Annotated in this window: 11 protein-coding genes; 6 read left to right on the forward strand and 5 right to left on the reverse strand. The window is 38.9% G+C overall.

Going from position 1 to position 13192, the window contains the following annotated elements; all coding sequences use genetic code 11:
- Positions 1 to 491: 491 nt before the first annotated feature.
- The 5 genes from JXQ92_RS04740 to JXQ92_RS04760 all read left to right on the forward strand — a co-directional run bounded on the left by JXQ92_RS04740 (position 492) and on the right by JXQ92_RS04760 (position 5314).
- Complete coding sequence (locus tag JXQ92_RS04740; RefSeq protein WP_421985441.1) at positions 492 to 1310, forward strand: hypothetical protein; 819 nt, start codon at positions 492 to 494, stop codon at positions 1308 to 1310.
- 229 nt (positions 1311 to 1539) lie between these two features.
- Positions 1540 to 3093 carry a serine hydrolase domain-containing protein gene (locus JXQ92_RS04745; protein WP_421985442.1) on the forward strand — a complete coding sequence of 518 codons (1554 nt, stop codon included), beginning with the start codon at positions 1540 to 1542 and terminating at the stop codon, positions 3091 to 3093.
- 41 nt (positions 3094 to 3134) lie between these two features.
- Positions 3135 to 3632: a hypothetical protein gene (locus tag JXQ92_RS04750; protein WP_421985443.1), complete on the forward strand. Its 498-nt coding sequence runs from the start codon at positions 3135 to 3137 to the stop codon at positions 3630 to 3632.
- Positions 3619 to 4521, forward strand: a complete 903-nt coding sequence (locus JXQ92_RS04755; protein WP_421985444.1) for an HTTM domain-containing protein — start codon at positions 3619 to 3621, stop codon at positions 4519 to 4521. Before JXQ92_RS04750 ends, JXQ92_RS04755 begins: the two co-directional genes overlap by 14 nt.
- Before the next feature lie 16 nt (positions 4522 to 4537).
- Positions 4538 to 5314 (forward strand): HpcH/HpaI aldolase family protein, encoded by a 777-nt coding sequence (locus JXQ92_RS04760; RefSeq protein ID WP_421985445.1) that lies wholly within the window; start codon positions 4538 to 4540, stop codon positions 5312 to 5314.
- 135 nt (positions 5315 to 5449) lie between these two features.
- Here JXQ92_RS04760 and JXQ92_RS04765 read toward each other — a convergent pair whose 3' ends face one another.
- Together JXQ92_RS04765 and JXQ92_RS04770 are read right to left on the reverse strand one after the other, a co-directional pair.
- On the reverse strand, positions 5450 to 6760 hold the full coding sequence (locus tag JXQ92_RS04765) for a sensor histidine kinase (protein WP_421985446.1): 1311 nt from the start codon (positions 6758 to 6760) through the stop codon (positions 5450 to 5452).
- Complete coding sequence (locus JXQ92_RS04770) at positions 6750 to 8075, reverse strand: sigma-54-dependent transcriptional regulator (protein WP_421985447.1); 1326 nt, start codon at positions 8073 to 8075, stop codon at positions 6750 to 6752. Before JXQ92_RS04770 ends, JXQ92_RS04765 begins: the two co-directional genes overlap by 11 nt.
- Positions 8076 to 8238: 163 nt before the next feature.
- On the opposite strand from JXQ92_RS04770, the gene JXQ92_RS04775 reads away from it, so the two are divergent.
- Positions 8239 to 10662, forward strand: coding sequence for an FtsX-like permease family protein (locus JXQ92_RS04775; protein ID WP_421985448.1), 2424 nt, complete (start codon positions 8239 to 8241; stop codon positions 10660 to 10662).
- A gap of 4 nt (positions 10663 to 10666) precedes the next feature.
- On the opposite strand, the gene JXQ92_RS04780 is transcribed toward JXQ92_RS04775, so the two are convergent.
- The 3 genes from JXQ92_RS04780 to JXQ92_RS04790 all read right to left on the reverse strand — a co-directional run bounded on the left by JXQ92_RS04780 (position 10667) and on the right by JXQ92_RS04790 (position 13192).
- Positions 10667 to 11326, reverse strand: a complete 660-nt coding sequence (locus JXQ92_RS04780; RefSeq protein WP_421985449.1) for an HAD family hydrolase — start codon at positions 11324 to 11326, stop codon at positions 10667 to 10669.
- A gap of 67 nt (positions 11327 to 11393) precedes the next feature.
- Positions 11394 to 12158, reverse strand: a complete 765-nt coding sequence (locus JXQ92_RS04785; protein ID WP_421985450.1) for a LytR/AlgR family response regulator transcription factor — start codon at positions 12156 to 12158, stop codon at positions 11394 to 11396.
- Positions 12155 to 13192 carry a sensor histidine kinase gene (locus JXQ92_RS04790; protein ID WP_421985451.1) on the reverse strand — a complete coding sequence of 346 codons (1038 nt, stop codon included), beginning with the start codon at positions 13190 to 13192 and terminating at the stop codon, positions 12155 to 12157. The genes JXQ92_RS04785 and JXQ92_RS04790 overlap by 4 nt, the downstream gene beginning before the upstream one ends.

Here is a 13192-nt window from a genome sequence, read left to right on the forward strand (position 1 = left end):
TCCATGTCTCGATCGATAGACATAATCAACTAAGCTACTTTAGGTGATTTTAGGAGGTTCAAGCCTTGAAGATTATGATTAGTTGCCAATAAGTAACTGAGCATCGGTTTACTCACTTAAATCGATTTTTATAGTCTAAATAATCAGAATAATCGGTTTCTATATGCTCTGCTGAAGACTATCTGATGCTTCAAATATTGCGAATCGTAGCATGTGTTACATGGTGTACGTTATTTTTGAAATATAAATAAATAATTATTTAATTCTATAAAATAATTTAAAAATAAAATATATAAAGTAATAATTATATTATAGCTAATAATATACCTCAAATTGGGTATTGTCAGTGTAATTGAAGCCTACTAGGTTTGTTTTAAATGACACTTGAAAAACAGATCAAATTTGTTTCAAATTGTTCACAATAGGTGAGAACCAGTTGAGGATATTAATGGGTCATTGAAATAAACACACACATTAAACCTTATTTTATCATGCAAAAAAAAGCAAAAAATCAATTTAAGAACGGGAAAGAAAAACTAACCTTCAACGAATCGAATGGCTACACTGAAGCAGACGCTAACCTTGAACTTGCTCATGGAAGTGTAATTGTTGCAGATATAGTTGCTGATGTAGTTGCTGATGTAGTTGCCGATGCCGTTGCCGATGCCGTTGCCGATGCCGTTGCCGATGCCGCTGCCGATGCCGCTGCCGATGCCGCTGCCGATGCCGCTGCCGATGCCGCTGCTGATGCTGCCGCTGATGCTGCTGCCGATGCTGCCGCTGATGCTGCTGCAGATGCCGCTGATGGTGGTATTTCTGCAACTACAGCCTCTAGGTTGAAAGCTTTAGGCCTTATTCTGGCAGGTTCCGTTATGGACCAGATTGTCACTCACGTAGTAGATGCTATTAAAGCTGCAAATCAAGGACCAACACCCGCCACAAGTGCTGACTATTGGAATGCAGTTCACAAACTAATGCTTAAAGACTATCCTTGTGATACAGGTAGTGGTACTCCATGTGGTAAAAATGTGAGGGCTGCTCAAGAGGCCATTATTATTCAAACTGCGGTTAATATTGCCAATAAATACCCTGATCAAGCTTCGGCTGCTAAAACGTTTGAGGGAAATTGGAGCTCTGCCGATCAGGATAAGCTTAAGAAAACCTTGACAGCTATGTCTACCGCATCTGGAATTCCGTCTATGGTTCAGTTTATGGCTTCTTATACCAGCTCTGGAGCTAGTGGAGGTGCATTGTTTATAGCAACTACGAATGTAGTCTCAGCAGTAACTGCTTATGTTTATTCAGATTAACTAATGATTAAGACGGGTTGGTATATCAGAAAAATGTTCGGTTGGCCTGAATGTTTTTATACCCGTCTTATCTTTTTTAAATGTTATCCTCTTCTATACTAATTAGATAGAGTACTTCTTGAATAGTAAATACTCAATACTCAATTGATCAATTACATCAGGTCAATTCTAAGTAATAATAAAATAGTATAGTGTCAAGCACTCTTTTCCAATAACAGGCAATATATATATGGATTCTAATGTAATCAACTTCATTAAGGAGAGTATTAAATACTATGATTTCCCTCAAGTTTCTTTAGGAATGGTAGTTAATCAGAGAGATGATTTTCATCAACATTTTAACTTAGAGGATAAAACAAAGACATGTTATAAGGTAGGGTCTATAACTAAAACAATAACAGCGTTAGGCATATTAAAACTTGTCGAAGAGCGTAAAATGTGCCTAGAAACCAACATCCATATGATCCTTTCGGGTTTTGGACACCTTCCTTTTTACAAGGATTTTTCAACTATTAGAATAGTCGACCTTCTTTTACATCAGAGCGGTTTGCCAAGAGGGAATAGCCGATACAGTAACCCTTCCTTTAAGGAGGTAGCTAACGAACTAGAGAATATCGAAGAATTATCAGCTCGAACGTACAAATATTCAAACCTTGGGTACATTATTTTAGGTTTAGTTATTGAAAAAATTGCTCAGAAAAGTTTCGAACAATACGTTAAAGAAAATATCTTAATACCACTTGAAATGAGGAATTCAGGCTTTGGACCTGAAAAATCTCTTCTCACAACACCAAACGCTTCTACATACTTACACTCTTCTGAATATAGAGACCGAAGATATAAGAAAATAAATATGATATCAGGAGCACATTCCAGTTTTGACCTTCATGTTTCTGTTCAAGATTTCGCCAACCTTATCCACTGTATTTTAAACAATGGACAGTTTAATGGGAAACAAGTCTTTCAAGAAAAATCTATTATTCAACTCTTCTCAAATAAGTGTAGAATTAATGAAAGAGTATGCAGTTGCCTTGGGTTAGATGAAATCAGTGGCTTAGGAAATAAGATCTATGTGGCTAATGGGGAGCATTGGGGACATAGCGCGTCAGTACTACTTGTTCCAAAATATGCATTTGGAATGATTTTGATGACCAACAGAGGTTCTTGTGGAGCTGTTCTTGCCCATCTTCTTCAAAAAGTGAATCGCTATTTACTTATGCAGCGAGACTCTCATCATTTATCATTTCATTATCATAGGGCTAAGGATATAATAGGTGAATTCATAGATATAGATAGTCATAAGGTTCTCGAGATATGCATAGAGAATAATTTGGAACTCTCTATGAAATTTAATGGCACATACAGGAATCAAATTCGATACTGGGGCCAAGGTATTTTTGATATTTTGGAAGGAGAGCTGTCTCAATTCATGATTATTCTAGAGTTTTCTAAAGATGGAGTTTCTGGCCTTAAGGTTGGTCCATATCACTTTGCAAAGAAAGGTGCCTTGCTAGTAAAAAAGAAGAACTGCAACTTCTCACTATTAGAGGGTGTCTATTATAATTCGACTGCCGGATTGCTTTCTGTTTTTAATCGTAATGGAAAGCTTTTTATTGGTTATTCCGCATCCAAAGAATCGGAGCTTCTTTTCCTTAAAGAAAATCGATTTATTCAACTAGATGGCCCATTTAAAAACGAAGAAATTGAGTTTGATAATTACTCTAGTCGGATGATAGTAAATGAAATGACTTTTGTAAAAACTATTGAAAAAAAATCTACCTAGTGTTTTCCTCTATACTGTATATTTTCACTAATGCCTTTATCATGTTAATGGTTTTTTGGATGATTTTCTGGGACTCAGAACGGTCGAACCCAATCCGGAAATACTTTATCCCCAGAATTCAGCATTGGTTTATTTGGTTGGGCTTAACCGCTGAATGGAAAATGTTTTCACCAGATCCTCCTTTAAGGAACATATGGCCTTTAGTAAAGTTTACCTTCTCTAATGATGAATTTGCCATTTGGGAACCTGAATCAATTTCGAAAATGTCTGTCATCAACAAGATCAGATACAAGAAATTCCATAAAGTATATTTCGAGGTATCAAGAGCAAAGGGAGCTACCCAAGCTAAAAGAGATTTTATAGACTACTTATTGACGAAATACTCATTCAATGATTCTTGTATTAAAGTTGAGGTGTATACGGTTTCTCAAAAGATTAATTCTTTCTATAAACAAAGTGAACCTGAACCAGAGATTTTCAAACAACTTGTTTTCACTTTTCATCCTGAACTAAACCTCTCGAATAATGACAACAATTGAAGGTATATATTCGGCGTGGCAGACATTCTTTTTCGAACCTCAGGAGGGTTATACAATAGCCTTGTTCAGAATAGGGTTCGGAATAATCCTTCTAAGGGAGGCCTTCTATATAATGGCTAACCTAGAAGAGTACCTAGGTCCTAATGGTTTAGTTGGCTACGACCGATACTATAGTCGGTCTAGAAAAGTTACATTCTCTCTTTTTCTTTATTTCCCACCAACTATGAGGTCAGTAAAGGGCATAATGATTTTGCATTTCCTAGGCATTGTAGGAATGATTCTAGGATTTCTAACTCCATTATGTATTGCGGTAACCTTTATTACGACACGTTCGATAGTCAATCGCAATCCATCGATTTGTAACGGAGGCGATAATGTATCGCGTATAATGTTATTTTATCTGATTTTTGCAAATGCGGGTCATGTTTACTCTTTGGATGAGATACTCTTTTATAACGCAGACTCCTCTGGTATTAGCCATACACTAGTATCACCATGGGCGATTCGACTGATGCAAATCCAGTTTTCTATTATCTACCTCAATACAACTTATTGGAAAATGAAAGGCACTACGTATAGAGAAGGTACTGCCGTGTACTATGCCATGAACAATCATATTTATAGTCGTGGTAGGATACCTGTATGGTTTATTCAAAAGCCAATGGTATTTGTTTTAACATGGGGAGCCTTGGCAGTAGAGTTCTTTTTAGGCTTTGGTGTTTGGATTGAAGAATTAAGGCCTGCGACAGTAATTGCAGGAATGGGTCTTCATTGTGTTATGGAATACATGATGAATGTTCACTTGTTTGGATGGTATATGATTACCTGTTGGATATTATTTATTGACCCAATTACTATATCTAATTTCTTTAATTCTATCATTATCTGATCTCATTTAATAAATCATGGTAAACAACCTTTTCAACTATAACAATAAAATCAAGGAGAAACTTTATCAGGGACAGGTGTCTTTTGGAGCATTTTTACTAAGTGCCAATAGTTTTATTGCAGAATCCTTGGCGAATCAAAGATTAGATTGGCTTCTTATCGATATGGAAGCCTCTCATGCTTCAAAAGAGGACCTTATCCATATTTTACAAGCATTAAATGGTTACGAAATATCACCCTTGGTACGTGTTTCTGATCGCAATAAACATAATGTGGACTATAGCTTAGATTTTGGTGCCAAAGGAATCCTATTTCCCAAGATAGACACAATTAACCAGGCGGATGAAATGAGTCTTTCTTGTTTTTATCCACCTAAAGGGACAAGAGGAGTAAACCCTATACGAACGTCGGGTTATTATACAAAGCCTACCAGATATTATAGTAGTATAAATGACGCATTGCTCGTATCAGTGCAAATAGAAAGTAGGGAAAGTGTTGAGAATGTCTTTGATATCGCTCAATCGGAGCATGTAGATGTTCTATTTCTGGGACTAGGCGATCTTGCAGCATCTTATGGACAAATAGGAAATGTAAATGGAGAACTGATGGAAGATGCGAGAAAAAGAGTGCTAAGGGCTTGTAAAAAGTACGATAAAATCCCAGGCATCTTCGCACATAGCAATGATGTCGCTAAGCAATATGTAAAAGAAGGATTCTTGTTTATAGGCATTGGTAATGACATTAAATTTATGAATGAAGGACTAAAAGATTGCCTCAAGCGTATCTGTGAATAAGATAGTGAGTCTTAACCTAATCAGGCGATAAAAAAGTCAGTATAAACATCAGCATTAAGGGAAAACCTAAAATATGTTGTGGTTGTTGCTCTAAAGGAAATCAACCTTACCTCTTTTTATCTTTTTTTATACTCTTTAATTCAAACTAACTTGAAACCTCGTCCTACCACTTTCTCTGCTATAAGTTAGTGTACCACCATGCGCTCGCACGATATTACGAGAGAGGGTTAAGCCAATACCGGAACCTTCGGCTTTCGTAGTGTAGAAGGGCACAAAGATCTCTTGCAGGGCATGTTCTGGAACACCAGGGCCATTGTCTTCTACGGTGATGTTGATGGTCTCTGCTTCCTGAGTCAGTGAAACTTGTAACTGAGGCTTCTCAATGCCTTTTAGGGCATCTGTAGCGTTCTTAATGAGGTTAATCAATACCTGAACCATCAAAGCACGATCTAGCATTAGGGTCCCCTTGACATCATCCTGAATCACAAAGTCAATGGATGGATCAGGCGCCATCAAGGAAGTAATCGATTCAATAAAGGCTTGGCTTTCGATCGCTTCAATATGCGGTTGAATCGGACGATTGATTTGTTTATAGGCTTCTACAAACTTGAGCATATCCGAAGTCCGCTCTTCAATCGCATTTAAGCTTTTGGCCACATTGCCTTGGTCTTTGGCGTTTAACTCAATGAGTTCCGGACCATTGATTAATTTCTTGTTGACCACGCGAATCAGCGAAAGGATAGGCGTGGTGGAATTCATGATCTCATGCGTCATCACCCGCATCAGCTTTTGGTAGCTTTCAAGTTCCTTGGCTTCTAAAGAACTTCGAATATCAGTGAGGGAAGTAATCTTCAAGGCTTTCCCTTTAAGTTTAAAGGATTCCGTTTTCACAAAGAGCTTTTGTCCATTGTTATGGTCAATCCATTCAGCAGGAGCACTTTCTTTCGCCATCAGCACCTGATAAATCTTCGGGAAGTCTGTCGCCAGTGAATCCATTTGACTCAAGCCCACAAGCTCTAGCAGTTCATTAAAGGCTTTATTAGTAAAGACCACCTGTCCATTTTGTTGATAGCAGATGACGGCACTGGAAATATGTTTCAGCACGGTCTGAAGGAGGCGAAACTCCGCTTCACGATTGGTTTGAAGCGTTTCCATTTGTTCGGAAATCAAATGAAAGGCTTCTTGCAATTCCTTTGAATGCGTTTTGTGCTGATAGGTGCGATTAAAATCGCCATATTGGACAGACTGTAAAAAACTCGCCCAATTTCTTTCCTGACTATGCAAACGCCAAGACAGCTCAATCGTCAAGATCAAAATCAACACCCCGAACATAACAGGGGTAATGGAAAGCTCCGTCTCTAAATAGGAGTAGACCAAGCCTATGGCGAGTGCTACGATCAGTAAAACCCGGATAAAAATCAGTAAGAAGCCTTTTTTAAAGATCATACTTCTTCAGTTTTCTGTACAGTGTGTTTCTTCCAATACCGAGTTCATTCGCTGCGTGGGTAATATTACCAGCATGTCGTTCCATCACTTCAACAATCTTCAGTTTCTCTACTTCATAGAGATTATCGGCTTTCTTTTGCGACGCGTCGGCACCTTTAAAAGAGTCGTCACTATCCATAATGACCATTCTCTCAATTGTATTCTTCAGCTCACGAATATTGCCTGGCCAATGATAGTCTTCTAGCGACTTCAATTGGGCTTTATCTAGTTTGAAGATACGCGCGTACTTCTTGTTAAAATGCGCTAGAAAATGTTCTACAAGCGGTTTTATGTCTTCTTTTCGGTTTCTTAAAGGCGGTAGTTCTATGTGGACTGTATTAATTCGAAACAACAAGTCTTGACGAAATTGATTGATATCATTCAATTCTTCCAAAGTCTTATGTGTTGTGCTGATCAGGCGAATATCAATAGCTCTCGGTCGATGATCACCCACACGGCTTACCGCTCTGTTCTGAAGTGCCGAAAGCATTTTGGTCTGTAATACTAAAGGGAGGCTACCGATCTCGTCCAACAAAAGTGTACCCAAATTGGCACCTTCCATTAAGCCTTGTTTGTCTTCACTAGCATCGGTAAAAGCACCTTGTATGTGGCCAAAGAGCGTAGACTCAAATAAACCACTTGAAATAGCACTCAAATCAGCGTTAATAAAAGGCTGCGCGGCTCTGGCCGACTGTTGATGTATGAGTCTGGCCAGCACCTCTTTCCCCGTACCGTGCGGACCAGTTATTAAGACAGAGGCCTCTGTATTGGCCACTTTAGAGATCATATGCATTACTTGCTGCATGGCTTTAGATTGGCCAATGACCATACTGCCCGATTGATTGGCCTGGTGAATAAGCAAGTCTCGGTTTGACCGAACACCTGCCAGATCTTGTTGCGTTTTCGCTAAGTTCAAACCCGCTTGAACCGTAGCCACTAGCTTTTCATTAGAGAAAGGTTTTTCGAGGAAATCTGTGGCACCTTGTTTTAAAGACTGCACGGCAATATCTAGAAAGCCATGCGCTGTCAGCACGATAATGGATAGGTGAGGCTTGATCTCCTTTAACTTCTTAATCCAGGCTAAACCTTCTGCACCATCCGAATCTCCGATAGCGAAGTTAAGATCGAGCAGGATTACCTTTATATCGGAAGTTTCTAAGCGAGACAATGCAGCGTTGGGGTGCTCCAATGTCAGAATTTCACCGAAAGCATCTTCCAACACCATACTAATGGTGTGCAGCATTAAATGATCATCGTCTATTGCGAGAATATCCACGAATAAATATAGTAATTTACTGTTCTAGGTTGGAACAGTAGCATGTACTTATGCGATCACTTTCGGTCTGTTTTACAAAGAAAATCTATTTATCTAACTGATTAGCAGGTGTTTAAAATTTGTGGCAAGTCTTTAGCCTAATAAGGGTCAAACGCAAACAATTATGACTAAGACTTTCTTTCTTTCGATCATTAGAAATCTCTGGAAAAACAGAGTAACCTCGGCCATTAATGTAATCGCCTTAACCCTTGGCTTAAGCAGTCTATTATTTCTTTATGTGCAAGAGCGCTATGAGCAGAGCTTCGATATGGATCAGCCATTGGCTAGCCAGATTTATAGGGTTAACCTCACGCTGAACTATCCAAATAGGTTGCAAAAGACAGGTAATACGCAATCGATGCTCGTGAAGGCGATTCGAAATGAATACCCAGATCTTCAGGGTGCTTTTCAAGTGATTGGCCCTGAATTCGCTTTAGTCACAATCGACCCTGGAACATCTTCTGAAAAGGTATTCGAAGAAAGTAGAAAGTTGCTTTATGCAGATAGTGCTTTTTTGAAATATTTCGACTACGATTTTATTGCAGGTAATAAAAGAACTGCCCTTGACGATCGTAACGCCTTAGTACTATCAACCAAAATGGTAGAGAAATACTACCCCGAATATGTTGGGAAAGAAGCTGGTTTGTTAGGGCAAGAAGTGGCGCTTTTCGATTCTATGCGCGTGTATATAACAGGGGTAATCGACAACCCGCCAAGCAATAGTAATATGCCGTTTCAGATGCTTACGTCTTCTGAGATTTATTATAGAGTGAATGATTGGGATAGAGACAATTGGGGAAATGTTTCGGCTGGTCTTACGTATGCAGTATTAAAAGAGGGTCAAAACCCGGAAGATTTTGAGGCTCGTTTTCCTCAGATGGTAGATAAGTATCGCACAAAAGAAGAGGCCGAAATAACTACTTATAGCTTAATCAACCTAAAGGATATTCATAATGATCCACAATGGGGCTTTTCAGGTAATTACACCAATGATCCGTCAATTGCCGTAGCGTTTTGGGCATTAAGTCTATTCATAGCCCTATCAGCTTGTATCAATTTCATTAACATACAAACCGCCCAAGTGGTAACACGGGCTAAAGAAGTTGGCGTTAGGAAGGTATTGGGTGGCAGTAGGTTGCAATTGATATTACAGTTCTTAACAGAGACCATTTTCTTAACGACTGTTTCGTTTTTTCTGGCCATATGGATTACTGAATTTGCTTTAGTTGGCTGGAATGACTTGCTCACGATTGTACAGATGAACATGCAGATTGATAGTTCAGTTTGGGCCTTTGGAGTCGGTATGATCTTAGTGGTCAGCTTAGTGGCAGGTATTTATCCAGCCATTAAATTATCGGCCTATCGACCTTCTGAAGCTTTAAGAAGTGGCTTTTCGGCCCTTACGAAAACGAAATCGGGTCTAAATTTGCGTCAGGCACTGGTTTTGACACAATTCGCCATTACGCAATTGATGATCATTGGAACGATTGTCGTGTCATTTCAAATGGATTATTTCATTAATAAAGACATGGGTTTTGATAAAGAAGAGGTAGTACAGATAACTACTTTCAGTCCTACTGATCGTGATGTAGATCGCTTAGCCCAAGTAATTGAGAGTATGCCTGAAGTGCTTTCTTACACCTTTGCATCCGGACCTCCAATGGACGCTGGTCGTTATTCTACCACTTATAGAGAAATTGGTTATGAGGAAAAAGGGGATATGCGTGTACGTAATAAATGGGTAGATCATCGATTTTTAAATACGTATGGCATCGAACTGATTGCTGGGAGAAACTTCCGTGCCGATGAATACAACGATACTATTGAGGGCTTTATCGTAAACGAAATGCTTGTCAAACAATTAGAGGTGGAGAGTCCGCTTGACGCGATCGGTAAGCAAATCCGATGCTATGGTACGAATGCTAGAATAGTGGGTGTTGTAAAAGATTTTCATGTCGACAGACTAAATCTTCCTATTGAGCCAGTGATTATGTTTCCTTGGCGAACACAAGTGAATGGTGCCAGCATTAAAGTAGCTTCAAGCAATATGCCTAAGGTTTTAGAGCGTCTTGAAAGTGAATGGCGTGATGTATTTCCAACGCGAACTTTCCAATACCAAACCGTTGACGATTTTATCAAGGAGGCTTATATCGTTGAGGGAATCATGTTTAAGAGTATTCGTATTTTCTCTTTAGTGGCCATCATAATTGGATGTCTGGGTCTCTATGGCTTGGTGTCTTTTATGGCTGTAAAGCGGACAAAAGAGATTGGAATCCGAAAAGTATTGGGCGCTTCTTTTGGGCAGATATTATTCAGCTTTTCGAAGCGATTCTTCTTACTAACGATCATTGCCTTCTTGGTAAGTGCTCCGCTAGCCTATAAAGCCATGGAATTGTGGTTGGCCAACTATGTGTTTAGCATACCGCTGAGCTGGGATATTTTTGCCATAGGTCTATTGTCTACTTTAATGTTAACAGTCGTCACGGTGAGTTACATCTCTTTTAGAGCCGCTACAACTAACCCGGCAGATACCTTGCAGGTAGAGTAGAGATTTAAGGCAAAATACGTTTAACGCGATCATAATGAATCGCTTCGAAATCATTAATAACCAAGTCTGCCTTTCGGTAGTCTTGGTTTTTTGAATGGATACTTTCAAAGCCAATGCAGAAAAGACCAGCGCCTTTGGCCGCTTCTATGCCATTGGTCGCATCTTCAATCACTAAACACTCCTCCGGGCCGAATCCAGTCGCCTCAGTGGCCTTTAAAAAGATTTCGGGGTGTGGTTTTGATGCTTTAAGATCGGCACCACTTAATTTGGCTTTGAAATACCTATTCAAATCAAATCGATCAAATATCCGATCAATGGTTGGCATTGATGCAGACGAGGCCAGAACAAGTGTAAGTCCGTTTTGATGATAGTCATCAATCAGGTTGCGAACACCACTGATCAGGTCAAAGGATTTATCAGTGTTAAAGATGACATCGAAATGACTTCTTTTTATAGCGACCATATCTTCTGCCGAACGATCAAGATTGAAAAGGTTGATCAGTTCCCGACAGACGTTAATAGTAGATTTCCCTCTTAGAGTATCATAAAGTACATCAGAAACAGATATTCCTACTTCTTTGAACATAGCAAAATATGCTTTTTGATGAAGTGGTTCACTATCAATGATAACTCCATCCATATCGAATATTATTGCTCTAAGCATGCGACTTCTTTTTTGCGAAGATATGCGTTTGGATTCAATTTTAACCAGAACTCAGGTTTGTGCTAGTTTAAGATTCCAGCCAGGTTTTGAATGGAATTGCTTTCGATTTACTGATAATCAATTCCTCGTTTGGGATAGGGCTTAATTTGATCTTCAATTTCCTGTTAAAATGTTGTGAGGCCGATTGTACTGATGTTCGTGAAATGATAAACTGCCTGTTGGCTCTAAAAAATTCCTGAGGATCTATCTGGTTACTGATTTTCTCTAAAGTCTGATCTATTTGGTAGCGCTGATCGTTGTGGGTTACGCAATAGACCATTTCATTTTCTAATTGGAAATAAGCTATGTCTGACAGTAAAAGCGGAATTATTTGATCGCGATAATAGACTAGCAGACTCTTTTTATACTGTTTTGTCTCTGTTCGGCGTAACTCGTTTATAGTACTTAATAACTGACTGTAAGTAGAAGTTTTATTGGCATAAAATATCGCATACTTATCTAGTGCCGCCGCTAGTGCTTTTTTCTCAATAGGCTTAACAAGATAGTCTACGCTGTTAACTTTAAAGGCTTTCAGCGCATATTCGTCATATGCCGAAGTAAAGATGATGGGGAAGTGGATTTCAGTTTGCTCAAAAATCTCAAAGGAATCACCATCGGCGAGTCTTATATCGAAAAAACCAAGGTCAGGTTTAGGGTTGGAAGCTACCCAATCGATTGTTTCTCTTACGCTTTCTACAATGGCCAAAACTTCAATTTCTTTGTTTAAGGATAGGAGAAGATCACACAGGTTTTGTGCGCCGCCTTGTTCGTCTTCAACAATCAATACTCTCACAGTAATGGGATTTTCACTTCAAAAGTGTTTTGCTCTTTTAAGATAACAATATCTCTTTTAGCGATGAGCCTATAACGCTGCGATAAATTAGATAAACCCATTCCTAAGCCCTCAGATGTCTCTTTTTCCCGTAAGTTGTTGACAACACAGATATTCTCATCTTCGATATATACCTTAATAAAAAGTGGATTGTCTTTAGTGATTACATTGTGCTGAGTGGCGTTTTCAACCAATAACTGAATTGACATGGGCGGTACTTTTTTTGATAAGTGCGCTCCGCTAACTTCAATTTCACATTTTAGTTTTTTGCCAAATCTTTTGCCCAATAGAAATAGGTATGACTTTACAAAGTCTAATTCTTCCTTGAGCTGTACCAGTTCTTCTCTTTTACTGGCCAAGGTATACCGATAGGTATTAGAGAGTTCTTGGATGAATTCAAGCCCAGCTTCCTTTTGCTCGTTCCGAACAATACTGCTCAAAGAACTGAGGGTATTAAAAAAGAAATGTGGACTGATTTGCTCTTTTAATGCGGCCAATTCTGCATTTGATTTTTCTTCTTTTAACTGAATTTTTTCGACTTCCGATCGCCTTACTTTTCGCCATAAAATCAAGAAATAGGCTTCTGCAATGGCAATTAAGGCAATAGGCAAGTTGTTCCAGATGAAATACTCAAAGGCTATTCTTTTCTTTATTGTAATGAAGTTATCGCTACTGTATAAGTTTTGGAGATAAGTAAGCCCGAAAAACACGATAACTGATAGCAAAACGATGACGAGAACCTTGAAAGGATTTGACCAAGATGCTCTTATCAAACGGTCTTTCCACTGGAAGTGAAAAAGGCCAAGTACTTGAAAAAGAATGAAATGTACTATAATAGATAAAAGACCAAAATGTAATCGCTGACGCCCGAGAATATCAAGAGAGGAGAAGTCTTCTGAGAAAACCCACTTGAAAGTACCAAGGTTCATCAATACCATAACCAGAATGCCGGATACAATAAGTAATGCGATAGACCAATCCTTTGTGCGCTGCAT

The organism is Roseivirga sp. (assembly GCF_049099775.1).
Classification (GTDB): Bacteria; Bacteroidota; Bacteroidia; order Cytophagales; family Cyclobacteriaceae; genus Roseivirga.